General features: G+C 31.2%; 23 protein-coding genes and 1 pseudogene. 16 read left to right on the top strand and 8 right to left on the bottom strand.

All coding sequences use genetic code 11. The features are described from left to right. Positions 1–35: 35 nt before the first annotated feature. Positions 36–1,286, top strand: coding sequence for an O-antigen ligase family protein (locus tag OLM51_RS02630; protein ID WP_264552862.1), 1,251 nt, complete (start codon positions 36–38; stop codon positions 1,284–1,286). On the opposite strand, the gene OLM51_RS02625 is transcribed toward OLM51_RS02630, so the two are convergent. Continuing rightward, positions 1,243–2,319: a glycosyltransferase gene (locus OLM51_RS02625; RefSeq protein WP_264552861.1), complete on the bottom strand. Its 1,077-nt coding sequence runs from the start codon at positions 2,317–2,319 to the stop codon at positions 1,243–1,245. The genes OLM51_RS02630 and OLM51_RS02625 overlap by 44 nt on opposite strands. A gap of 165 nt (positions 2,320–2,484) precedes the next feature. Between OLM51_RS02625 and OLM51_RS02620 the strand changes: the two genes are divergently transcribed. Genes OLM51_RS02620 through OLM51_RS02610 form a run of 3 tightly spaced genes read left to right on the top strand, consistent with a single transcriptional unit; the run spans position 2,485 to position 5,630 of the window. After that, positions 2,485–3,468 carry a UDP-glucuronic acid decarboxylase family protein gene (locus OLM51_RS02620; RefSeq protein ID WP_264552860.1) on the top strand — a complete coding sequence of 328 codons (984 nt, stop codon included), beginning with the start codon at positions 2,485–2,487 and terminating at the stop codon, positions 3,466–3,468. Between the two features lie 27 nt (positions 3,469–3,495). Beyond that, positions 3,496–4,863 carry an undecaprenyl-phosphate glucose phosphotransferase gene (locus OLM51_RS02615; protein WP_264552859.1) on the top strand — a complete coding sequence of 456 codons (1,368 nt, stop codon included), beginning with the start codon at positions 3,496–3,498 and terminating at the stop codon, positions 4,861–4,863. Then, positions 4,863–5,630 (top strand): glycosyltransferase family 2 protein, encoded by a 768-nt coding sequence (locus OLM51_RS02610; RefSeq protein ID WP_264552858.1) that lies wholly within the window; start codon positions 4,863–4,865, stop codon positions 5,628–5,630. The genes OLM51_RS02615 and OLM51_RS02610 overlap by 1 nt, the downstream gene beginning before the upstream one ends. A gap of 84 nt (positions 5,631–5,714) precedes the next feature. Here the strand turns inward: OLM51_RS02610 and OLM51_RS02605 are convergent, their stop codons facing one another. Together OLM51_RS02605 and OLM51_RS02600 are read right to left on the bottom strand one after the other, a co-directional pair. After that, entirely contained in the window at positions 5,715–6,242 is a 528-nt protein-coding gene (locus OLM51_RS02605) for an ORF6N domain-containing protein (protein WP_264552857.1), read from the bottom strand. Positions 6,243–6,284: 42 nt separating this feature from the next. Next, positions 6,285–7,595 carry a phenylacetate--CoA ligase family protein gene (locus OLM51_RS02600; RefSeq protein ID WP_264554264.1) on the bottom strand — a complete coding sequence of 437 codons (1,311 nt, stop codon included), beginning with the start codon at positions 7,593–7,595 and terminating at the stop codon, positions 6,285–6,287. Positions 7,596–7,729: 134 nt separating this feature from the next. On the opposite strand from OLM51_RS02600, the gene purD reads away from it, so the two are divergent. Beyond that, positions 7,730–9,004 (top strand): phosphoribosylamine--glycine ligase, encoded by a 1,275-nt coding sequence (gene purD / locus OLM51_RS02595; protein WP_264552856.1) that lies wholly within the window; start codon positions 7,730–7,732, stop codon positions 9,002–9,004. 43 nt (positions 9,005–9,047) lie between these two features. Here purD and OLM51_RS02590 read toward each other — a convergent pair whose 3' ends face one another. Beyond that, a complete protein-coding gene (locus tag OLM51_RS02590; RefSeq protein WP_031453858.1) occupies positions 9,048–9,278 on the bottom strand; it encodes a DUF6341 family protein in 231 nt (76 codons plus the stop codon). Between the two features lie 134 nt (positions 9,279–9,412). Between OLM51_RS02590 and OLM51_RS02585 the strand changes: the two genes are divergently transcribed. Beyond that, entirely contained in the window at positions 9,413–10,342 is a 930-nt protein-coding gene (locus tag OLM51_RS02585) for a DUF6427 family protein (RefSeq protein WP_264552855.1), read from the top strand. Here OLM51_RS02585 and upp read toward each other — a convergent pair. Beyond that, positions 10,337–10,990, bottom strand: a complete 654-nt coding sequence (gene upp / locus OLM51_RS02580; RefSeq protein ID WP_264552854.1) for a uracil phosphoribosyltransferase — start codon at positions 10,988–10,990, stop codon at positions 10,337–10,339. The two genes, OLM51_RS02585 and upp, sit on opposite strands and share 6 nt — an antisense overlap. A 110-nt stretch (positions 10,991–11,100) precedes the next feature. Between upp and OLM51_RS02575 the strand changes: the two genes are divergently transcribed. After that, complete coding sequence (locus OLM51_RS02575; protein WP_264552853.1) at positions 11,101–11,706, top strand: DUF4254 domain-containing protein; 606 nt, start codon at positions 11,101–11,103, stop codon at positions 11,704–11,706. 40 nt (positions 11,707–11,746) lie between these two features. After that, a complete protein-coding gene (locus tag OLM51_RS02570; protein ID WP_264552852.1) occupies positions 11,747–12,757 on the top strand; it encodes a glycosyltransferase family 9 protein in 1,011 nt (336 codons plus the stop codon). A 44-nt stretch (positions 12,758–12,801) separates the two neighbouring features. Here OLM51_RS02570 and OLM51_RS02565 read toward each other — a convergent pair whose 3' ends face one another. The 3 genes from OLM51_RS02565 to OLM51_RS02555 form a co-directional block, all read right to left on the bottom strand. After that, entirely contained in the window at positions 12,802–13,236 is a 435-nt protein-coding gene (locus tag OLM51_RS02565) for a hypothetical protein (protein WP_264552851.1), read from the bottom strand. 147 nt (positions 13,237–13,383) lie between these two features. Next, positions 13,384–13,692, bottom strand: a complete 309-nt coding sequence (locus tag OLM51_RS02560; RefSeq protein ID WP_264552850.1) for a hypothetical protein — start codon at positions 13,690–13,692, stop codon at positions 13,384–13,386. 132 nt (positions 13,693–13,824) lie between these two features. Beyond that, complete coding sequence (locus OLM51_RS02555) at positions 13,825–14,877, bottom strand: 2Fe-2S iron-sulfur cluster-binding protein (protein WP_264552849.1); 1,053 nt, start codon at positions 14,875–14,877, stop codon at positions 13,825–13,827. A 128-nt stretch (positions 14,878–15,005) separates the two neighbouring features. Between OLM51_RS02555 and OLM51_RS02550 the strand changes: the two genes are divergently transcribed. From OLM51_RS02550 to atpE, 8 genes and pseudogenes are all read left to right on the top strand, one after another. Further along, entirely contained in the window at positions 15,006–16,466 is a 1,461-nt protein-coding gene (locus tag OLM51_RS02550) for a DUF5687 family protein (RefSeq protein WP_264552848.1), read from the top strand. A gap of 104 nt (positions 16,467–16,570) precedes the next feature. After that, positions 16,571–17,266, top strand: coding sequence for an ABC transporter ATP-binding protein (locus OLM51_RS02545; protein WP_264552847.1), 696 nt, complete (start codon positions 16,571–16,573; stop codon positions 17,264–17,266). Positions 17,267–17,353: 87 nt separating this feature from the next. Continuing rightward, positions 17,354–19,963: a tetratricopeptide repeat protein gene (locus tag OLM51_RS02540; RefSeq protein WP_264552846.1), complete on the top strand. Its 2,610-nt coding sequence runs from the start codon at positions 17,354–17,356 to the stop codon at positions 19,961–19,963. A gap of 3 nt (positions 19,964–19,966) precedes the next feature. Then, a pseudogene (locus OLM51_RS02535) lies at positions 19,967–20,367 on the top strand (bactofilin family protein). Then, positions 20,345–20,566, top strand: a complete 222-nt coding sequence (locus OLM51_RS02530; protein WP_213258628.1) for an AtpZ/AtpI family protein — start codon at positions 20,345–20,347, stop codon at positions 20,564–20,566. The pseudogene OLM51_RS02535 and the gene OLM51_RS02530 overlap by 23 nt, the downstream one beginning before the upstream one ends. Before the next feature lie 58 nt (positions 20,567–20,624). After that, positions 20,625–21,017, top strand: a complete 393-nt coding sequence (locus tag OLM51_RS02525; RefSeq protein WP_264552845.1) for a hypothetical protein — start codon at positions 20,625–20,627, stop codon at positions 21,015–21,017. Positions 21,018–21,135: 118 nt separating this feature from the next. Then, a complete protein-coding gene (atpB, locus tag OLM51_RS02520; RefSeq protein WP_264552844.1) occupies positions 21,136–22,317 on the top strand; it encodes a F0F1 ATP synthase subunit A in 1,182 nt (393 codons plus the stop codon). 32 nt (positions 22,318–22,349) lie between these two features. After that, complete coding sequence (atpE, locus tag OLM51_RS02515; protein ID WP_008465835.1) at positions 22,350–22,547, top strand: ATP synthase F0 subunit C; 198 nt, start codon at positions 22,350–22,352, stop codon at positions 22,545–22,547. The last annotated feature ends 62 nt before the right edge of the window (positions 22,548–22,609 follow it).

Genomic DNA, 22,609 nt, shown 5'->3' with positions numbered 1-22,609 from the left:
TTTTTCACATTTTCTTGTGTCTGATAGCAATTACAATGATTTTTAGAAAGCCATGTACGTTGCTTATCATTTTATTTGGTGTTTTTAATTTGATTTTTTTCAGAAAATTAAAATTTGACAAGACGGCATTTATTTTAATGGTTTGTATTGCGTCTCCGCTTTTACTTGAAATTTTGCTTTTTTGGAATAATGATTCATTTTCCAAAGGATTAAAATCGCTCGAAAAGAATATCTCTTTGTTATTATTTCCTCTTTTTATTATTGGAAATTATCAGCGTATAGATTTTTTAAAATTATTGCAGATTTACGCTGTCGCCACTACTGCTGTAATACTGTTTTTCTTTATTAGATTTAATGTTGTTTATCCCGAATTGATGCAGAAATATTTAAGCGGAATCGATTTATTCGAAATGGGTTATAAATTTTCTGAAACACTTGGTATTCATGCTCCGGCTTTAAATATGCATTTAGCATTTGTATCTGTTTGTGCACTATATTTTGTTTTTTACAGCTTTAGAAACAATGAAAAACCAGGTTTAAAGGCAGTTCGGTTTATGGTGTTTCTATTATCTTTCTTTTTTGTTCTTTTTGTGAATACCAGAATGGCATTGGTAAACGCATTGGCAGGTTTTTTAATTGTTGTATTTTTTGAAATCAGAGCCAGAATTAATATTAGAAGAATGATTTACGCGAGTACAATTGTCTTGATTTTGCTTGGTGGAACGTTGTTTTTCTTTGTTCAGAAAAACCCGTATATGAAAGAAAAATATACTTCAACAACTTTCGCCTACATGGATAAGGTGGGAAAACTGGATGAAATTGATCATCCTGAATACAAAGTTTTTAATTCATTTGTTACCCGGGTTTCCATTTGGAAATCGGCTTGGGAATTGTCTTTAAAGAATCTTCCTTTTGGCGTTGGCGCGGCAGATAGCAAACCGGAATTGAATAAATATTTTGCAGAAACCAATCAGCATTTTTTGGCTAAATACGAGTTTCCTACGCACAATCAGTTTCTTGATTTTTTATTAAAGTTTGGAATTCTGGGCCCCCTTGTAGCTTTACTTTATATTTTTACGATAGGATATTTGGGTTATGATCTTAAAAATGGGATTATATTTTCGTTTTTTTTCATTTTTCTTACTTCAAACCTGACAGATGATTTTCTCCTTCGTTTTGATGGCATTGCTTTCAGCGGATTATGGTTTTCAATTTTTGCCAGTTATTGGATGCAAAAGAAATTTATTCCTGGTAGAGCTCCAGAAGTTGTTCAAAATTTTGATTGATATCGAATAACTTCTGACATCTTTTAAATGCTCTTTCTCCAAAAGAAACTCTGGTATTTGCATCTTTTAAAGCTTCAAAATAATTTTCTAATTCGTTTATATCATCAAAAAGAAATCCGGTTTCATTTGGGATCACAATATCTTTATTTCCAACTATATTGGTAGCGATTACGGGTTTTTCCAGAACCATTGCTTCAAGAACAGCAATTGGTAGTCCCTCCCAAAGAGAAGTTTGAAGATAAATATCAATCTTATTTAAAGTATTTAAAACAATATTTTTATCTAAAATCCAACCTGTAATCTGAACATTTGGGGCAGTAATTAAATCCCTCAATTCACCATCTCCAATCCAGATAAAATTGTAATCGGGGAAACGAAGTGCGATTTCATTAAATAATTGAGGATTTCTGGCCGCTGTAATTCTTCCTAAAATTCCGACGGTTAGTTTTGCATTTTGATGAGACAAAAAATACTGACGTATTGTTGTTATATCAACGCCATTTCTATTTAGTTTTGAGTGACCAATAGTTTTTGCAATTTCAAATTCGGTATCTCCACAGGCAATAGTTGTTCCTCCAAAAACTTGCTGAAAACTCTTTTCAATTGTAAAATAAAGGTTTTGCGTTGTTTTTGAAATGTCAGTTCTTAAAAAGGCATAACCATGAGGAGTATAAAAAACTTTCCTTTTTTTAAATAGGGCAAAAACGGCAATTCTGCCTAAAACTCCGGCTTTTGAAGAATGAAGATGAATAATGTCCGGATTGATTTCTTGAAGTTGCTTTCTTAGTTTATAAAGCGATTTTAAATCCTGAAATGGAGCAATTTCCCGAACCATACTCATATGAATTAGCTTTACATTAGTAGAAAACTCTGCTTGTACTTTTGCAGGATTTACACCATTTCGATGACCACTGTAAATGATTGTCGTATCAACAGTTTTGCGCACTTCTTCACTTCCAAAAAACCAGGAAAGATCTTTAAAATAGGAATAAACGCCACCTTCTAGTGCTTCTACAACATGTACAACTTTCAAAACAGATAAATTTAGTTTAGTAAAAGTAAAATAAACCTATTAATATTGAATAAAAAACAAATCTCTCTTTTACTTAAAGTTTTAGTCATTTTTAAAGGCGGTATATTTTATTACATTTGTGCATATTTGCAGAGATTATCAAAAACAAAAGGTCAAAAAATCATTATGAAAAGAATACTTATTACCGGAGCAGCGGGTTTTTTAGGATCACATTTGTGCGATCGCTTTATCAAAGAGGGTTATTATGTTATAGGAATGGATAATTTGATAACTGGAGATCTTAAAAACATCGAGCATTTATTCAAACTGGAGCATTTTGAGTTTTATCATCACGATATTACCAAGTTTGTTCATGTTCCTGGTGATTTAGATTATATCTTGCATTTTGCATCACCTGCAAGTCCTATAGATTATTTAAAAATTCCAATCCAGACTTTAAAAGTTGGATCACTAGGAACACATAACTTATTAGGTTTGGCTCGTGTAAAAAAAGCCAGAATTTTAATTGCATCGACTTCAGAAGTATATGGAGATCCACTAGTACATCCTCAAACCGAAGAATATTACGGAAATGTAAATACAATTGGACCGAGAGGAGTTTATGATGAAGCAAAACGTTTTCAGGAATCTATAACCATGGCGTACCATACTTTTCATGGTGTAGAAACCAGAATAGTCCGTATTTTTAATACATATGGTCCAAGAATGCGATTAAATGATGGTCGTGTTATTCCGGCTTTTATTGGACAGGCTTTACGAGGAGAAGATTTAACGATTTTTGGAGACGGAATGCAAACACGTTCTTTCTGTTATGTTGATGATCAGGTTGAAGGGATTTACAGATTATTACATTCAGATTATGTTTATCCGGTAAATATTGGAAATCCTGATGAAATTACCATTAAAGATTTCGCCGAAGAAATCATAAAACTTACAGGAACAAATCAAAAAGTGGTATATCATCCGTTGCCGGTAAATGATCCGTTACAGCGTCAGCCAGACATAACAAAAGCTAAAGAATTACTGGGCTGGGAGGCAAAAGTAAGCCGCTCTGAAGGAATGAAAATTACATATGATTATTTTAGATCACTTTCTAAAGAAGAACTTTCTAAAGAAGAACATAAAGATTTCTCAAGTTACATAAAGTAAGGTTATTTTTTAGCATTAGAAGCAATTATGACCGCATCTCAAATAGGAAGATACTCCAAATATATCAGGCCAATTAGCATTTTAATTGACCTGATAATTATTGTTGTAATAAGTTTTTTTCTATTTAATGAGCAGGTTTCAAATATACTGTTATTGCTTTTTTATCAAGTTATCAGTTGGGGATTAATTGCTTACAGTATAAAATTTTATGCCATTTATCGGTTTACAACTCCAATCGAAATTGCATCTAAAATTCTGAAACAGGGAATTTTGTTTTTATTAACCGTAGTCGCTTTTTTCCCGTTTTCGAGACAAGTTATTTTTAATGCGACAACTATTACTGTTTTTATTTCTTTAGTTTTTCTGCTTGTAACTATTTTTAAGTTTTCGCTCTTTTTTTATTTAAAAGAATATCGGATAATAACAGGGAGTAATTATAGAAATGCTGTTATCATTGGTTTTACTCCTGAAGCAATTCGTTTAAAAGATCTTTTTGAAACAAGAAAAGATTACGGATATCGTTTTCTAGGATATTTTTCGGATAAAAAAACGCATCAAAATATTACAGGAAAATTAACCGATTTAAAACCATTTGTAGTTGAAAATGAGGTAGATGAAATCTATTGCTCTTTAAACGAGGTGTCTAATAATTATTTAAAAGATTTGATTGATTTTGCCGATGAAAATAACAAAACAATTAAATTTATTCCCGACACAAAAGAGATTTTTTCAAAGAACCTAAGAATAGATTATTATGATTTTTTCCCGGTTCTTTCATTAAAGCAAACCTTACTGAATGAACCAGCAATAAAATTTTTTAAGCGATTTTTTGATATTGTTTTTTCCATTTTTGTAATTGTTTTTTTGTTGTCATGGTTATATCCAATTTTAGCAATTTTAATAAAACTAGAGTCAAAAGGGCCTGTATTTTTTAAGCAAGGCAGACCAGGAATGGATGAGAATGAATTTGTATGTTATAAATTTCGTTCGATGAGGATTAATAAAACAACAGAAAAAGAAGCTTCAAAAGATGATCCGCGAGTTACAATTGTGGGGAGATTTATGAGAAAAACAAGTATCGATGAATTACCTCAATTTATTAATGTTTTAGTGGGAGACATGTCTGTTGTTGGACCAAGACCACATCTTTGGGTACAAAATAAAGAGTACGGAAATAAGGTGAAAAAATACATGATGCGACACTGTGTTAAACCTGGTATTACAGGATTGGCGCAGGTAAGTGGTTTTAGAGGTGAAATTAAAATGGAAAGAGATATGATAAACCGAATAAAATTTGACGTTTTTTATATTGAAAACTGGTCTCTGATTCTGGATCTGAAAATAATTTTTCAAACGATAGTAAATATTTTTAAAGGCGATCAAAAAGCATATTAATGAGTGATCTGGTTTCAATTTTAACACCTACGTTTAATGCCGAAAAATATATTCGTGCAACAATAGAATCTGTTCAGAATCAAAGTTACCAGAATTGGGAAATGATTTTAATTGATGATGCTTCAACAGATAAAACAGTTAAGATTATAAAAGAATTTGCGCAAGGAGATGACCGAATTAAACTTTTTAAGTTAGAAAAAAATTGTGGAAACGGTTTTGCCCGAAATGCAGCTTTAGAAAAAGCGACCGGAAAATATATTGCCTATTTGGATGCTGATGATATATGGTTTCCTGAGAAATTGGAAAAGCAAATTCAGTTTTTAAAAATAAATAAGCAGCACTTTACTTTTAGCTTTTACGATTGTATTGATGAAGAAGGAAATGATTTAAACAGAAAAGTTGAATCACCAAATCCACTTACGTATAAACAATTATTTTTCTGTAATTATGTAGGTAATTTAACGGCAATTTATGATGTCGATTATTTCGGAAAAATTACTTTACAAGCCACTCAAAAAAGACAAGACTGGCGAATATGGCTTACGATTTTAAAGCAAATTAAAACGGCAAAACCAGTTCCGGAATCTTTGGCTTTTTACAGAATTAGAAAAGATTCAGTTTCATCTTCAAAATTCAAATTAATTAAACACAATTTTGGTGTTTACAGAGAATTTCACGGATATAATTTTGTGTTTTCTGTTTTATTGATGATGAGGTTTTTGTTTACCCAATTGATAATCAAACCAAAATATATTAAGAAATCTTAAGATTTAACTTGTTTCAAGGTCGCAATTTGCGACTTTGAAGAATTTAGTATAGAATTGGAGATCACAATTTGTGACCTTAAAGAATTATTTTTTATAGCCAATCTTTACTCTTTCGCTTTCATTTTCTTTCTTTTCAGTTAATTCATCTAAATAAGAAAATACTAATTCAATATTTTTATCGTGATTTTCTAACTTCTTCTGAATCTGTAAAATATCAACTTTTATTTCGGTTGTATCGAGAAGCATTTGTCTCACTTTTGTGAAAATCCTCATAATTTGAATATTAGTTTGAATTGCTTTGTCGCTTTTTAAAATGCTTGAGAGCATCATAACACCATGTTCAGTAAAAGCCATTGGTGCATACCGTAAACTCATCTTTTCTGAATTGGAGGTCGCAAATTGCGACCTCCAATTTTCAAATTCTGTTTTGGTAAGTTCAAACATAAAGTCTTTCGGGAAGCGGTTTAAATTCCTTTTTACTTGTTCTTTTAATCGCTTTGTTTCTACTCCATAAAGCAAAGCCAAATCACGATCAAGCATCACTTTTTGACCGCGAATAAAGTATATTTTATTAGAAATTATTTCTTCAGAAAGTAAAGATTGATCTTCCATAAGTTTTTAATTAGAAAAACAAATGTAAGATTTTATTTATATTTATAAATAGGATTTAAATTGTTTTAGTTTCCCGCGATTAGTTCTTTCTAAAACAGTTTTTCTTGCAAAAGTGAAGTTTAAATTTGGTTCTAAATACAAATCAATCGCTTCTTTTATTTTTTGAATTTGTATTGAACTTAGTTCTTTTTCAGCAACATATTCAATTTCAAAAGTATCCAGTTGCATTTGTTTGATGATAAATTCCTTTACGTTTCCATCATCTTCGATTATACTTTTAGTGACATAATAGAACGTCAAACCAGGCGATTTTTTTCCGCTTGGAAGAATGGCAACATCGTTGGTTCTTCCAATTAATTTTTGTAAAATGGGCTTTTGCAGAGTACTTTTTTTGTCTAAAATTCCAATGTCACCAATTTCATATCGTATAAAAGGATTTGCTTTATTGAATAAAGAAGTAATCACAATTTTGCCTTCTTCTCCGTAAGGGAGTACATTATTATTTTCATCTAGAATCTCGACAAAAAGAGTTTCAGCATTTACCTGCCATTCGCCTTTAGGATTTTCAAAAGCAATCAAATCCAATTCAGATGCTCCATATTCGCTGATAATTGGAATACCGAATTGTTTTTCTAAAAGTTTTTTATCTGTTTCAAAAAGCATTTCCGAAGTAACAAAACAAGCTTTTAATGTTGGACAAATTTCTTTTAAAATGATGTTTTTTTGTTCCAAAAACTTAGCGAACAACACAATCGAACTTGTATATCCGTTGATGTAATCGAATTTTTTGGTTTTGAACTTCTTCAAAAATTTTTCTAAAACAGCATCAGATAAATCAAAAACAGGAAAACGAAAACGATGCGTTAAAAAATCTTTTAAACGTTCTTTTTGGTATCCAATAAAATCCATCGGAATACCATAAAAACGCGCTTGATACGAATGATTAAAATCAATGCCGAACCACCCAAAACGCATTTTGTTTGAAGCCCAGGTTAAAGCATGCGAAAATTTATCTTTAGCAAAAACAAAAGGTGTTCCGCTTGATCCGGAGGTTTTGTTGAGGTAAATATTTTTTTTAGAATAACCTTTCGAAAGTCTTTCCTCGAGAGGTTTTTGAAGATTTTGCTTGTTTAAAATCGGTAAGTCTTCCCAATTTTCAGCAATTGTATTTCCAGCCAATTCGGCATAAAAAGAATTATTTTTAAGATGAAAAGCAACAATTTCTTTTTTTTTCTTTTCAAGAAATGAAGCATATTCTTCTTCAGAAAAATGAACAATTTGATCCAATTCTGCTTTAGCTTTCTTTATTGGAAAACCATTTAATCGAAGTGTAAGGTCAAAAAGGCGAATCATTTTCGGGATAATTTTCGTCAAAAATAATGTTTAGGAATTACTAACAGTATAGAACCAACAACTTTTTGAAGATTTAATTATTTTTTACGTGCAAAAGCAAGTATTTTTGCACCACAACTAAATACAACTACACCATGACAATTTTATTATTGGGATCTGGCGGAAGAGAACATGCTTTTGCCTGGAAAATGACTCAGAGTCCACTTTGTGAAAAACTTTTTGTAGTACCTGGAAATGCAGGAACTGCTGCAATTGCCGAAAATGTGGCAATATCTGCAACAGATTTTGAAGCCGTAAAAGCTTTAGTACTTAAAGAAAATATAAGTTTAGTAGTAGTAGGACCAGAAGATCCGTTGGTAAAAGGTATTTACGATTATTTTAAAAATGACGAAAGTTTAAAACATATTCCGGTTATTGGACCATCAAAATTGGGAGCTCAATTAGAAGGAAGTAAAGAATTTGCAAAAGAATTCCTGATGAAACATAACATTCCAACTGCTGCGTACGACAGTTTTACTGCCGAAACAGTTGAAGAAGGATGTAAGTTTCTTGAAACATTACAACCGCCATACGTTTTAAAAGCAGATGGTTTAGCAGCTGGAAAAGGAGTTTTGATTATTCAGGATCTTGAAGAAGCTAAAACTGAATTAAGAAATATGCTGGTTCACTCAAAATTTGGAGCGGCAAGTGCAAAAGTTGTTATTGAAGAATTTTTGGACGGAATTGAATTAAGCTGTTTTGTTTTAACGGATGGAAAAAGCTATAAAATATTACCAACAGCAAAAGATTACAAACGTATTGGTGAAGGTGATACAGGATTAAATACAGGCGGAATGGGAGCGGTTTCTCCAGTTCCTTATGTTGATGCTGTTTTAATGGAAAAAATCGAAACTCGTATCGTAAAACCAACAATCGAAGGTTTTCAGAAAGATGGAATCGAATATAAAGGATTTGTTTTTATTGGTCTGATCAATGTAAAAAATGAGCCGATCGTTATTGAGTATAACGTAAGAATGGGAGATCCGGAAACCGAAGTTGTGGTTCCAAGATTAAAATCAGATTTGGTAGAATTGTTTTTGTCTGTTGCTGATGAAAAATTAGGAGATTTCAATTTAGAAGTAGATCCAAGAAGCGCTACGACTGTTATGGTAGTTTCTGGAGGCTATCCTGAAGAATTTGAAAAAGGAAAAGTAATTACAGGTTTAGAAAATATTACAGATTCTATCGTTTTTCATGCAGGAACAAAATTAGATAACGAAAATGTCGTTACTAATGGAGGACGTGTAATTGCGGTAACATCTTATGGAGATAATTTCCAGGAGGCCATAAAAAAATCTTACCAAAACATAGATAAACTAAGCTTTGATAAGATGTATTTTAGAAAAGATATCGGCTTCGATTTAATTTAAAAAATAAATGCACCAGCCCTTTTTAATTAAAGGGTTTGGTTTATTATTTTAAAAATGAATGAGCTGTTGTATCTTGGTTTTCTGTACCTGCGTCATCAAAAATGCGTAATTGTTTAATCCAATAAACGATTGCACATGAACAGATGATCATGAAAATCCAGTTGATAGTGTTTGCACCAAACCATGTAATTAATTCCAAACGACGTAAAAAGTCAAGAGGAGCAAACAAAATGTTAACGAATAAGTATTGTATTCCTTCAAAAAAAGCTGTCATAATTTATAAAATTATATGTTATTATTGTTTTAACGCATTGAAGTAAAATTCAAATAAAGAATCTTTTTCAACTTGTTGGTTTTTCCTTTTAAACAAGTATTATATTTACAATCACAAAAGTATAAAATATCCTTATGATAACAAGTGTTTTTAAAAAATCTACGCCATTAAATTATTCATTGGTTGTAATTTTAATACTGGTTTTCTTTTTTCTGTATCAAATTCAGGAACCATCCTGGATAACGGCTCCTTTTTTGGCGTTCCAAAAAGTGAGTTTACTTTGCTTTTTATTAGCTTCTTTTTTTCTGGTTAATTTCATTGTAAAAAAGAACGGACTCAGTAAAGACAACGGATATTCGATATTTTTCTACTTATTGTTTATATTGTTTTTCCCCACAATATTCAATAATTCAAATGTTTTGTATGCCAACTTTTTTCTATTATTGGCGCTTCGGAGATTGATTTCTTTGCAGTCATTAAAAGCTTCAAAAGAAAAAATATTTGATGCTTCTTTTTGGATTTTAGTAGCTTCTTTATTTCAATTTTGGTGTATTCTTTTCCTTATTTTGGTTTTCATCTCGATTGTTTTTCACGTTTCACGCGATTATAGAAACTGGGTTTTGCCTTTTATAGCTCTTTTAGCAGTTGCAATAATTTTTTTATTGGTGTCACTTATCTTTCATTTTGACGCCATTGAATTTTTCGAAAAAAGAGCTGTGATCGATTTAAATATTGATTATTTCAAAAATAATTACGAAAATGGTGCCCTTTCAATTTATGTTGCAGTCGCTTTATTTTTTGTAGTTTCAATGTTAACAACACTATCAAACAGACCACAAATAGTACACACTTCATACAAAAAAGTCGTAGCTTGTTTTTTTATAGCAGCTTTTGTTTTTATTCTTTCACCAAACAAAAGCAATGATTTACTGTTGTTTAGTATAACACCTTTAACCATTATGGCATCAAGTCATGTAGAATATGTACAGCAAAAACTGAACAACGAAATTGTATTTTATGTACTTATTTGTTGTAGTTTGTTTACCTATTTTTCACAATTATAACTTACTGCCATAAGCAAGATCTCCAGCGTCACCAAGACCTGGAACTATGTAGTTTTTCTTATTTAGTTTTTCGTCTAATGCCGCAACCCATAAATGACAATTATCCGGGAGATGTTTTTCTAGATAAGCAACTCCTTCAGGAGCAGCAATAACAACTACAATATGAATCTCGTTTGGGGTTGCATTTTCAACTAATTTTTTATGAACCGCGACAATTGATTGGCCAGTTGCCAGCATAGGGTCAAGTAATAAAACTGTTTTATTATTTAAGTCTGAAATAGCCTGATATTCAACTCGAATTTCAAACTCATCATCATTGTTTGGATGAAATCTGCAGGCCGAAACAAAACTGTTTTCGGCATGATCAAAATAATTTAAAAAACCATTATGTAGCGGTAAACCAGCTCTTAAAATTGGGCATAAAACTAAATCACTCTCAATCTCTGTAGTTTTTTTTATACCAAGCGGCGTTTGAATTTCAACATCTTTATAAGGCAAAATTTTACTTAACTCATAAGCCATAATTTCTCCAATACGCTCAATATTTCTTCTAAAACGCATGCTGTCGTTCTGAACGTTAACATTCCTGATTTGTCCCAGAAAATGATTTAAAACACTGTTTTTTTCTGATATATAATGAATTTTCATATTAAAGATTTAATTTATTAACGAATAAAAGTTTAAAAACGAAAAATACTTTCTTTTTTTCGCAGTATAAAAGTATAAAAAGTATCTTTGTCTCTCTAATAATTAAAGACATGTTTTCAAAATTAGCATATTCTGTTTTCGAACAAAGTATCAAAGATTATCACCAGTTTGATAATGTTGATCAGCCTATAAGCAATCCTTATCCTAAGGATAAATTTGAGCATTTATTATATCTAAAAAACTGGATTGACACAGTTCAATGGCATTTTGAGGATATTATACGTGACCCGCAAATTGATCCTGTAGCGGCTCTTACTTTAAAAAGAAGAATTGATGCATCTAATCAGGAACGTACTGATATGGTGGAATATATCGATAGCTATTTTTTGCAAAAATACAGTAATGTAAAAGTAAAGGATGGTGCAAAAATCAATTCTGAAAGTCCGGCATGGGCATTTGACAGATTGTCTATCTTGGCTTTAAAAATTTATCACATGCATGAAGAAGCTACACGTGCTGAAGCTTCACAGGAACACAGAGATAAATGCCAGGAAAAATTAAATGTACTTTTAGAACAAAGAAGTGATTTATCTACAGCAATAGATGATTTGCTTACTGATATTGAAAATGGTGATAAATTCATGAAAGTGTACAAACAAATGAAAATGTACAATGATGATGATTTGAACCCTGTGTTATATCAAAATAAAAAATAATTTGGCAGACTTGTCCACCAAAATAAAACACATAGCCGTCATGAGACTATCCGCAATGGGAGATGTCGCCATGACGGTTCCTGTTTTACGAGCTTTTGTAAAACAGTATCCAGAGGTAAAACTGACGGTTGTTTCGCGTCCTTTTTTTAAACCTTTCTTTGACGGAATTCCGAATCTGGATTTTTTTGCTTTTGATGAAAAAGAAAGACACAAAGGTTTCCCGGGACTTTTACGATTATATAAAGATTTAAAAACACTTGAAATAGATGCTTTTGCAGACCTTCATAATGTTTTGCGATCTAAAGTTGTGAGTTTACTTTTCGCTTTAAGCGGAAAAAAAAGAGCAACGGTTGATAAAGGACGTGAAGGAAAAAAAGAATTAACCCGCGCCGATAATAAGATTTTCAAACAGTTGCCAACTATGTTTGAAAGACATGTAAAAGTGTTTGAAGAATTAGGGTTTGCTGTAAATTTAAATAATCCTGAGTTTCCCAAAAAAGCAGTTTTAAGTGCAGAAATTACAGATTTAATTGGAGAGAATTATCAAAAATTAATTGGTATTGCCCCTTTTGCACAATATGATTCTAAAGTATATCCTGTAGATTTGATGCAGGAAGTAATTGCAAAACTAGCTGAAAATAAAGAATATACTGTTTTACTTTTTGGAGGAGGAAAAAAAGAAATCGAGATTTTAGATTCCCTTTCAGTACCTTTTAAAAATGTAATAAATGTAGCTGGAAAGATTAAATTTCAGCAGGAATTAAAGCTGATCAGTAATCTGGATGTAATGCTTTCTATGGATTCCGGAAATGCTCATATTGCCGCAATGTTGGGAGTAAAAGTTATTACGCTTTGGGGCGCTACACATCCGTACGCTGGATTTTTACCTTTTAATCAGAACTTAGAAAACGCTTTGACTTCGGACAGAAATCAATATCCACAATTGCCAACATCTGTTTATGGAAATAAAGTTGTTGAAGGTTATGAAGATGCTATGAGAACAATTTTGCCACAGCATGTTATTGATAAAGTTATAGATCAACTTTCATAGATAAAAAAAAACTTCTCAATTGAGAAGTTTTTTTTTATCTATGGTTAAGCAACGTTGCTACTTAGATCGTATCTTTTGTTAGAATCAAGTATTGAATATCCTATTGTTTTTTTTCTTTTTTTGTTAACTATAATGGTGACAAAGTTATTTTTGTCTTCGGTCGACAATAGAATATGTTCAAATTTTTCTGAAGAATCTCTGTAAATTTTATAAATTAAGTCGTGATCTTTAATTTTTGTAGATAAAATTTTAGCCGATTTGAGTTTACTTACATAAGGCCAAATATTGAAAATATTTGAATCTGTATTTTTTACTTCTACCATTTTTTCGGTCATAGTCGAATTGTATTTTTCTTTTTCGAGCAACTTAGGACCCTTTTTGTTTCTCATTTTTAGAATAACTGCCAGAACGCATAACGAAGCAGATACAAACAACATGATGAAAAGGTATAAATGAAAGTGGTGTACGTGAGCTGTCATGATATTTAAAGTTTTAAATGTATTGACAAATTTGATTTAGCTCTACAAATCCTCAGGTTATGAGATTGCGATTACTTTAATTTCACCTCTAATATAATGAAAATTCAGCAATATTTTAATAAAAAATCGCTTTTTTTGTAATTTCAATTATAACCAAATTTTCTCTTCCCTACATCTGCTGTAAATATAATTTTTAAGATTTGAAATCGTTGCTTTATAGTCAGGTGCTTCATAACCAAATCTTTCAAATTCCATTTGCTCTTTTTCAATAGCATTGCATCCTTTTATAACTTCTTTAAGCATATCGAGCATGGCAAATTCTTTGTTGTTGGTTTTCTGAAATTTGAATTCTACAATCTCGTCTTGCAATTCTTCGCAATAATCAACAAGTTTGATAACTTCCGGCTCATCCAGAAGATATTCTTTATTTCTAAAAATTTCTCGTACTGATTTCATAAACAATTAATTTTCAATTTTTAAATCCCAAATTCCAATTTGACAAAGATTGTGAGTAAAAATTAAACAAAAAATTCCAAACCCCAATTGTAAAATTGGAATTTGGAATTTTTGATATTGGAATTTTACAGACTAAACATCGTCGTAATCAACATAAATAGTTTCTGATGTTGGGTGTGCCTGACAAGTTAAAATTAAGCCTTCAGCAATTTCACCATCTGTTAAAATAGAATTTTTTGTCATCTCTGCACTTCCTTTTGTAACACGTCCTAAACAGCTGCTACAGATTCCTCCTTGACAAGAATAAGGAGCGTCAACGCCTTGTTTTAGTGCTGCATCAAGAATAGTTTGTTTTTTAGACATTTCAAAAGTAGTCTCTTCATCATCAACTAAAATTGTAATTTTTGTGTGTCCGTCCTGAGAACCGTGAATAACGTTTTCTTGTGTAGAAGATGTAAAAAGTTCAAATTTAATAGCAGATTCTTTTACATTTTTCTCTTTCAGAATATCAGAGACTGTGTTGATCATTTCTTCCGGACCGCATAAGTAAAACTTATCAAACTGAAGTTCTTTGTGTTTGTTGTTCAAAACAAAATTCACTGCAGATTTGTCGATTCTTCCAAATAAAGCATTTTCTGCTTTAGTTTGACTATAAACGTAATGTACAAAGAAACGACCAACATATTGCAACTGTAAATCGTGCAATTCCTGGTGGAAAATAGTTTCTTCCGGAGTTTTATTCCCGTAAACTAATACAAATGAGCTTTTAGGTTCATTTTTTAAAACCGATTTTAAAATAGAAAGAACGGGCGTAATTCCGCTTCCTGCAACAAAAGCCGCATAGTTTCTTTGTCTTTCAGGATCGGGTTCAAAAGTAAATTTACCTTCAGGATGACCTACTTCAAGAACATCTCCGGCTTTTAGTTTGGTATTTGCAAATTGAGAGAACAAACCATTTTTTACGGCTTTTACAGCAATTCTTAATTCTCCGCTTTCTGGTGAAGAACATATAGAATAAGCACGACGAATTTCTTGATTATCAAGAGTTAGTTTTAAATTTATATATTGACCGGCTATAAATTTATAGTCTGATTTAAGTTCTTCAGGAACATTAAAAAGCACAGAAACTGCAGCAGCAGTTTCGCGTTTTACCTCTTTAATTATAAGTTTTAAGAATGAAGGCATAGTTTATTTTTTTTGCAAAAATAGCAAACACTTAGTAATTCATCCTTACTTAAATATTTTTTTTAACTTTTTTTGTAACGTTTTCCTACATTTGATCTCTTACTAGAAAATAATAACCAAAAATAACCATGATTAAGAAGTTTATTTATCTCGAATGGAAGGCCTTTTCAAGATCTGCATCGTTTGGTAAAAATTTGGCAATGAAGATCTTAATAGGTTTCATAGCATTATATTTTTCATTGATTTTTGTCGGAATGGGTGTTGGCGCATTTTATATTTTAAAAGATATGAAACTTGAGCCGCTTGTAACAGTCAGCAAATTTTTAATCTATTATTTTGTCCTTGATTTGGTAATTAGATTGTTATTACAATCGATACCAGTTTTAAATATTAAACCATTATTGATTTTACCGTTTAAAAAACCGACCATCGTACATTTTTCTTTAGGCAAAACAATGTTGTCGTTTTTTAATTGGATTCATGGACTTTTCTTTATTCCTTTTTCAATTGTTCTTGTTTTAGAAGGATATGATGTGTTTGGAATTATTTTCTGGTTTTTAGCAATTTTTGCTTTAATATATATTAATAACTTTTTGAATATTATTTTAAGTAATATTGATAAATTATTTGTTGTTTTTGTTGGATTTGCAATTGCTTTTGGAGCAGCACAATATTACAAGCTATTTGATATTACTGCTTTTTCAACACCATTTTTCTACGGACTTTACAATAGCAAAGGGTTATTTTTGATTCCGGTTTTTGTGTTAATTATATTATACGTTTTTAGTTTTAAATACTTAAAAAGTAATTTATTTTTAGACGCTGGACTTTCTGTAAAACAGGATGTTGCGGCAACAGAAAACTTTTCATGGTTAAATCAGTTTGGGACTTTGGGAACTTTTCTTAAAAATGATATTAAGTTAATTAAGAGAAATAAAAGATCAAAAACCACAGTTGTAATGAGTATTGTTTTTCTGTTCTACGGATTGATCTTTTTTGGAAACACACATCAGCCAGTTGCGATGCAGATTTTTGCCGGAATTTTTGTTTCCGGAGGTTTTTTGTTTGTCTTTGGTCAGTTTGTACCTAGCTGGGACAGTTCCTATTACCAGCTTATGATGACTCAGAATATTCCGTATCGTGGTTACATTACTTCAAAATGGTGGCTGATTGTGATTGGTACAGTTATTTCAACAATTTTAGCTTCGTTTTATCTCTTTTATGGTTGGGAAGTTTATTTAACTATTGTTGTTGGAGCCATTTACAATATTGGGGTTAACTCTCATTTAGTTCTTTTGGGCGGAGCATTTACAAAAACTCCAATCGATTTAAGCAACGCCGGTGGTGCTTTTGGTGATAAAAAAGCATTTAACGTAAATGCAATGTTATTATCGCTTCCAAAAGTTTTCCTCCCTTTAGCGCTTTATGGAATAGGTCTTTATTTTGATAACAAAAATCTTGGACTTGCATTAGTTGCAATAGCAGGTGTTTTGGGGTTTATTTTTAAAGACAAAGTTTTTTCATTAATTGAAAAAATATATAAAAAGGAAAAATACCGGACAATAAGTGCTTACAAACAAAAGAGTTAATTAGATAATTAGAAAATGTGCCAATTTGATCATTAGATGATTTTTTACATCAATAAAAAAATCAAATTAACGATTAAACAAATCAACAATTAAATGACAAGAAAATGATACAAGTAAATCAGCTTTCAAAAAAATATAACGAAACAACGGTATTAAACATTAGTAATCTCGAAATTCCAAAAGGGCAAAGTTTTGGATTGGTGGGAAATAACGGAGCAGGCAAAACAACTTTTTTTAGTTTACTTTTAGATCTGATTCAACCCACAACAGGAAATATTAAAAGCCATGATATAGAGGTAAATACAAGCGAAAACTGGAAATCTTTTACGGGTTCATTTTTAGACGAAAGTTTTCTTATTGGGTATTTAACACCAGAGGAATATTTCTATTTTATTGGAGATTTGCGCCATCAAAATAAAGCAGATATTGATGTTTTATTAGCTAAATATGAAGAGTTTTTTAATGGTGAGATTTTAAAAAATAAAAAATATTTGCGTGATTTATCCAAAGGTAATCAGAAAAAAGTAGGGATTATTGCAACATTAATTGGTAATCCGCAAGTAGTAATATTAGATGAACCATTTGCCAATTTAGATCCAACAACAGTAAGTCGTCTAAAGAAAATTATCAAAGAACTGGCAGATGATCCAAACGTTACAATTTTAGTTTCAAGTCACGATTTACAGCATACAGTCGAGGTATGCGATCGAATAGTTGCCCTTAATAAAGGCGAAATTGTAAAAGATATTCAAACCTCAAAAGAAACCTTACAAGAACTGGAATCGTTTTTTGCAGTTTAAATTTCTATATTTCAAAAAGAAGCGTATTTTTACGAGTCATTATACTAAAATTGTTTTTTAGAAGTTAATGCTTTAAAATCTGTTCTATTGAAAAAGAATACTCATATATATAGTTTTTTTCTTGTTTTTTCGATCTTTTTGATAGCATGCTCTACCAAGAAAAACACCTTTTTGTCCAGAAATTCTCATGCACTGAGTACAAAGTATAACATTTTGTACAATGGAGGAATAGGATTAGATAAAGGTCTAAAATCCATTCAGGCCAATAATCAGGATAATTTTTGGAAACTGCTTCCAATTGAAAAAATGCAATTTGATGAAAATTTTTCTGAGGGAGAAAAAACAAAAAATCCTGATTTTGAATTAGCCGAAACTAAAGCTACAAAAGCAATTCAGAAGCACTCCATGAATATTGGCGGAAGAGAAAAAAACTATCAGATAGACGAAGCTTATCTGATGCTTGGAAAAGCCAGATATTATGATCAGCGTTTTATTCCTGCCCTTGAAGCATTCAATTATATCTTATACAAATACCCTAACAGCAGTAATATTTATACAGCAAAAATCTGGCGTGAAAAAACCAATATGCGTTTAGGAAATGATGCCATTGTTGTAAAAAATATTAATCTATTATTAAAAAAAACCGATCTGGATAAACAGACTTTTTCAGATGCCAATGCTTTATTGGCAGAAGCTTTTTTAAATTTAGAACAAAGAGACAGCGCTGTTGCAAAACTTAGAATTGCAGAAAAATTCACGAAGATAAATGATCAGCGCGCTAGGTACCGTTTTATTTTAGGACAATTGTATCAGGAAGTTGGAGCAAGAGACAGTGCCATATATTTTTATAATGCCGTAATCGATATGAATCGAAAAATGGATCGAAAATATATGATGCAGGCATATGCCAAAAAAGCACAGATGTTTGATTATGAACATGGAGATCACGATATGTTTGTTGAAACTTACAATAAACTGGTTAACGATCGTGAAAACCGACCATATTATGACATTCTTTTTTATGAAATAGCTGTTTTTTTTGATAAAAACAAAGAACAGGATAATGCTTTTGAATTTTATAACAGATCATTGCACGAAAAATCTAAAGATCCTTATTTAGTAGCATCTACTTATCGAAATATTGGAAACATGTATTTTAAAAATACAGATTATACAATGGCTGCTAAATACTATGACAGTACATTAGTAAAACTGGATCCAAAAACAAGAGAGTTTGCAACCATAGAAAAAAACCGAAAAAATTTAGATAATGTAATTAAATACGAAGGAATTGCGAAACGCAACGACAGTATAATTAAAGTTAAAGGCTTACCTGAAGAAGAAAGAAAAGTATATTTTGAAAATTATATAGCTGAACTTAAACAGAAAGATGAAGCAAAACGAATTTTTGAAGAAAAAGAAAAAGAGAAACTTGCAAACATTGAGCGTAATACAAATACAGGTACCACACCAACGGCTGTAAACCCACAATCGCTTGGAAAAAGTGATGTAATTCCGGGAGCACTTAATCCACCATCAGGAAATGATGCAGCGAGCACATTTTATTTTTACAATCCAAGTACCGTTGCATACGGGAAACTTCAATTTAGAAAAATGTGGGGTAATCGAAATCTTGGAGGGAACTGGAGATTATCTGCAATAAAATCTGCCAATGATGCTGCGATGCGCAATGATAGTATAAACGAAGAAGCAGCAAATAAACTAAAAGATACAGTTGTTATAGAAAAATATACAACCGCTTTTTACGAAAAACAACTTCCAACAAGTCAGATTGCAATGGATAGTATTGGTAAAGAACGCAATTTTGCCTATTATCAATTAGGACTTATTTATAAAGAAAAATTTAAAGAGTATAATTTAGCCAGTGATAAACTTGAACAGTTATTGCGTAATAATCCTGAAGAGAAACTGATTTTGCCGTCAATGTATAATTTGTATAAAATATATCAGATTACAAATCCGGCAAAGGCCGAAAAAATAAAGTCGGATATAACAGCTAATTATCCAAATTCAAGGTATGCGCTGATTTTAAATAATACCAACACAGAAGATTTGGCATCTGCAGATAAGGAATATCAAAAGTGGTATAAATTATTTGAAAATGAACAGTTTGATGAAGTCTTAAATAATATTGATAACTTAATTAACCAGTATGCTGGTGAAGATATTATTTCTAAGTATGAATTGCTGAAAGCTAATACTTTAGGTAAAGTAAATGGTTTAGCAGCGTACAAAAAAGGACTGGAAACAGTGGCAGATAATTACCCAAATAGTGAAGAAGGTAAGAGTGCCCGTGAAATTTTGGAAAAAGAAATTCCAACCTTAGAAAAACTTGATTTCACAACCGTTGACACCAAAAACTGGAAAATTTTATATCCTGTTGCTAATAATGATACCAAAACAATCAAAAAAATCCAAGAGGCAATCAGGGTCTTTTTATTAGTTGAAAATTTCGAAAGATTAACAACTTCTATTGATAAATACAATAAAACAGAAAGTTTTGTAGTTATTCATGGTTTAAAATCTGAGGCTTATGCCAGAGATATTTCAGGTGTTTTTAGAGATGATAAAAAATATAAAATCTCAAATCCTTCGGTTATTATATCAAGTGATAACTATAAGGTAATACAAATTAAAAAAAATCTTGATGCTTATTTAGCCCCCAAAACCCCATAAATAATGTTTGATAAAGTTAAAAAAAACGGTACAGAACTTTTAGGAAAAACCAACAGAATTGTTGAAGGAACTTCGATTGTTGGAGATATTGTTTCCAAAGCCGATTTTAGATTAGATGGAGAATTAATTGGTAATTTCACTTCACAGGGAAAACTGGTAATTGGAGCTTCGGGCATTATAAAAGGGGAGATAATTTGTCATAATGCTGATATTGAAGGAGAATTTCAAGGAAAATTAAAAGTTTTAGAAGTCCTTAATATAAAGTCTACAGCGCGTATTCATGGAGATATAGCTGTTGGGAAACTTTCAATAGAACCGGGGCAGATTTCACAGCAACTTGTACTATGTTATCAAATTCTAATCAGGTTATAATGTTAGAAGATGGAAAAGGAACCGAAAAATAATAAAAGAAATAAATGGCTTGCGCTCATTAATATTCCCTTTCAAATGGGAGTTATCATCTTTTTATTTTCTTATTTCGGAACCTGGCTTGATGAGAATCATCCAAGCCCAAAAGTTTATTACAATACAATTTTTGTAATGGCCGGTGTTGGCCTTGCATTATATAATGTTATTCGCCAGGTTAACGATATTAATAAGTAATTTTTTCATTTATAAGAGCTTTAGATAAAAGTTGCATCTTTGCATAAAATTATCTTATATGCTATTAAAAAATTACAAACCCGTTTTATCGTTATTTATTTTTGCTTTATCTGCCTATGCCTTGCATAAAGGAGCTTTTTTTGCTTTAGATATAAATACCAGGAACTTTTATTATAGTATCGAATTCCTGTATTTAATTTTTTTCGGATTATCAGCCTTTTTATACCTTATATTATTAATAGTAAAAGAGAAGAATTTTCAAATCGTTGGAATGGTATTCTTATTTGGAACTTTTACCCAAATGTTATTAGGATATTTAATTTTGAGACCAATTTTAGAAAACAAGTCCGAAACAGTCATTGTAGAAAAAGTCAGTTTTTTTATAACATTTATTTTGTTTTTGTTATTTGAGACGCTTTTAACTGTCCGATTATTAAATGAAAAGCGTTAAAATCGCGAATATGTAAAACAAGGTTCAAAAATAATTTTTCATATCCTTTTGAATATTAATAAAAAATGTACCTTTGCACCAAATTTTAGAAACGTAAAAAAATAAGATTTTCCACGATATGGTGATTTCAAACAAACCACTCAGCTTTATTCTTGCAGCTTTCGTAGCTTCTCTACCAATTATGAGTTTTGCAAACTCAGAGAATGACTCAACGCATGTTCAAACTGAAACAGCTCATGAAGAGAAAGTAATTTCACATAATGCTCCTGCGGAAGGAGAGCACACTGCTCTTGATCCAAAAGCAAAAGTGGATGCTTTTATTGATCACCACTTACAAGATTCTCACGATTTTGTTTTCTTTCAGGATGAAAAAGAAAACAAACACTTTGGTTTTCCATTACCAGTTATACTTATTGACGGAGGTTTAAAAGTTTTCTCTTCTTCAAAATTTCATTTCGGTGAAACAGTTGCAGAAGTTGATGGAAACTTCTATAAATTAGTTCACGGTAAAATTTACAAAACAGATGCTGCCGGAACAATTACTTTTAATGAACACGGTCATCCGGAAAACGAAAAACCTTTAGATTTTTCTATTACAAAAAATGTTGTTTCAATGCTTTTTGTTGCAGTACTATTATTCTTTATGTTTACTGGTTTAGCAAAGTCATATAAAAAAGGACCAATCCCAACTGGATTTGGAAGAGTTTTAGAGCCACTTGTAATTTTCATTAGAGATGAAATTGCGGTCCCTAATATTGGAGAGACAAAGTATCGTAAATATATGGGTTACTTATTAACGGTATTTTTCTTTGTTTGGGTTTTAAACCTATTAGGAATGACTCCGCTAGGAATTAACGTAACAGGAAATATTGCTATCACAGTTTGTTTAGCAGCATTTACTTTCTTAATTACACAATTTAGTGCAAACAAAGATTATTGGGGACACATTTTCTGGATGCCAGGAGTACCAGTTCCAATGAAAATTATCTTAGCTCCAATTGAAATTTTAGGAACATTAACAAAACCATTCGCATTATTAATTCGTTTGTACGCAAATATTACTGCAGGTCACGTAGTAGTTATGAGTTTGATCGGAATGATTTTCGTTGGAAAAAATTTAGCGGCAGATTTACCAATTTCATTTGGATTGACTTTGTTTATCTCTGTTATTGAAATTTTAGTTGCATTCTTACAGGCATTTATCTTTACAATGTTATCATCATTGTTTATTGGTATGGCAGTTCAGGATCATCATCATGATGATCATCACGGACATGAAGAAGAAAATGCAATCATTTAATTAGAAGTTTAATTTTATATATATAAATACTTATGGGAACAATTCCAACTTTAGTAGGTGCTGGTTTAGTAGTAATCGGTGCAGGTTTAGGTTTAGGTAAAATCGGTGGATCTGCTATGGACGCTATTGCTCGTCAGCCAGAAGCTGCTGGTAAAATCCAAACTGCGATGATTATTATCGCGGCTTTATTAGAAGGTTTAGCATTTGCTGCTTTGATCTTAGGAAAATAATAAAGAAAAAAATAACAACATCTTTAACGGTTGGTTAAAGGTGTTGTTACTTTAAAAAGAAA

The sequence above is a fragment of the Flavobacterium sp. N2038 genome (assembly GCF_025947185.1).
Taxonomy (GTDB): Bacteria; Bacteroidota; Bacteroidia; order Flavobacteriales; family Flavobacteriaceae; genus Flavobacterium.
The sequence above is the reverse complement of the archived record's forward strand: the minus strand, read 5'-3'. Positions and strand labels throughout refer to the sequence as shown.

Excerpts from the sequence above, each read along its gene's own strand:
- OLM51_RS02630 (WP_264552862.1), top strand. The coding sequence starts at position 36 with ATGATTTTTAGAAAGCCATGTACGTTGCTTATCATTTTATTTGGTGTT.
- OLM51_RS02620 (WP_264552860.1), top strand. The coding sequence starts at position 2,485 with ATGAAAAGAATACTTATTACCGGAGCAGCGGGTTTTTTAGGATCACAT.
- OLM51_RS02615 (WP_264552859.1), top strand. The coding sequence starts at position 3,496 with ATGACCGCATCTCAAATAGGAAGATACTCCAAATATATCAGGCCAATT.
- OLM51_RS02610 (WP_264552858.1), top strand. The coding sequence starts at position 4,863 with ATGAGTGATCTGGTTTCAATTTTAACACCTACGTTTAATGCCGAAAAA.
- OLM51_RS02605 (WP_264552857.1), bottom strand. The coding sequence starts at position 6,242 with ATGGAAGATCAATCTTTACTTTCTGAAGAAATAATTTCTAATAAAATA.
- OLM51_RS02600 (WP_264554264.1), bottom strand. The coding sequence starts at position 7,595 with ATGATTCGCCTTTTTGACCTTACACTTCGATTAAATGGTTTTCCAATA.
- purD (WP_264552856.1), top strand. The coding sequence starts at position 7,730 with ATGACAATTTTATTATTGGGATCTGGCGGAAGAGAACATGCTTTTGCC.
- OLM51_RS02590 (WP_031453858.1), bottom strand. The coding sequence starts at position 9,278 with ATGACAGCTTTTTTTGAAGGAATACAATACTTATTCGTTAACATTTTG.
- OLM51_RS02585 (WP_264552855.1), top strand. The coding sequence starts at position 9,413 with ATGATAACAAGTGTTTTTAAAAAATCTACGCCATTAAATTATTCATTG.
- upp (WP_264552854.1), bottom strand. The coding sequence starts at position 10,990 with ATGAAAATTCATTATATATCAGAAAAAAACAGTGTTTTAAATCATTTT.
- OLM51_RS02575 (WP_264552853.1), top strand. The coding sequence starts at position 11,101 with ATGTTTTCAAAATTAGCATATTCTGTTTTCGAACAAAGTATCAAAGAT.
- OLM51_RS02570 (WP_264552852.1), top strand. The coding sequence starts at position 11,747 with ATGAGACTATCCGCAATGGGAGATGTCGCCATGACGGTTCCTGTTTTA.
- OLM51_RS02565 (WP_264552851.1), bottom strand. The coding sequence starts at position 13,236 with ATGACAGCTCACGTACACCACTTTCATTTATACCTTTTCATCATGTTG.
- OLM51_RS02560 (WP_264552850.1), bottom strand. The coding sequence starts at position 13,692 with ATGAAATCAGTACGAGAAATTTTTAGAAATAAAGAATATCTTCTGGAT.
- OLM51_RS02555 (WP_264552849.1), bottom strand. The coding sequence starts at position 14,877 with ATGCCTTCATTCTTAAAACTTATAATTAAAGAGGTAAAACGCGAAACT.
- OLM51_RS02550 (WP_264552848.1), top strand. The coding sequence starts at position 15,006 with ATGATTAAGAAGTTTATTTATCTCGAATGGAAGGCCTTTTCAAGATCT.
- OLM51_RS02545 (WP_264552847.1), top strand. The coding sequence starts at position 16,571 with ATGATACAAGTAAATCAGCTTTCAAAAAAATATAACGAAACAACGGTA.
- OLM51_RS02530 (WP_213258628.1), top strand. The coding sequence starts at position 20,345 with ATGGAAAAGGAACCGAAAAATAATAAAAGAAATAAATGGCTTGCGCTC.
- OLM51_RS02525 (WP_264552845.1), top strand. The coding sequence starts at position 20,625 with ATGCTATTAAAAAATTACAAACCCGTTTTATCGTTATTTATTTTTGCT.
- atpB (WP_264552844.1), top strand. The coding sequence starts at position 21,136 with ATGGTGATTTCAAACAAACCACTCAGCTTTATTCTTGCAGCTTTCGTA.
- atpE (WP_008465835.1), top strand. The coding sequence starts at position 22,350 with ATGGGAACAATTCCAACTTTAGTAGGTGCTGGTTTAGTAGTAATCGGT.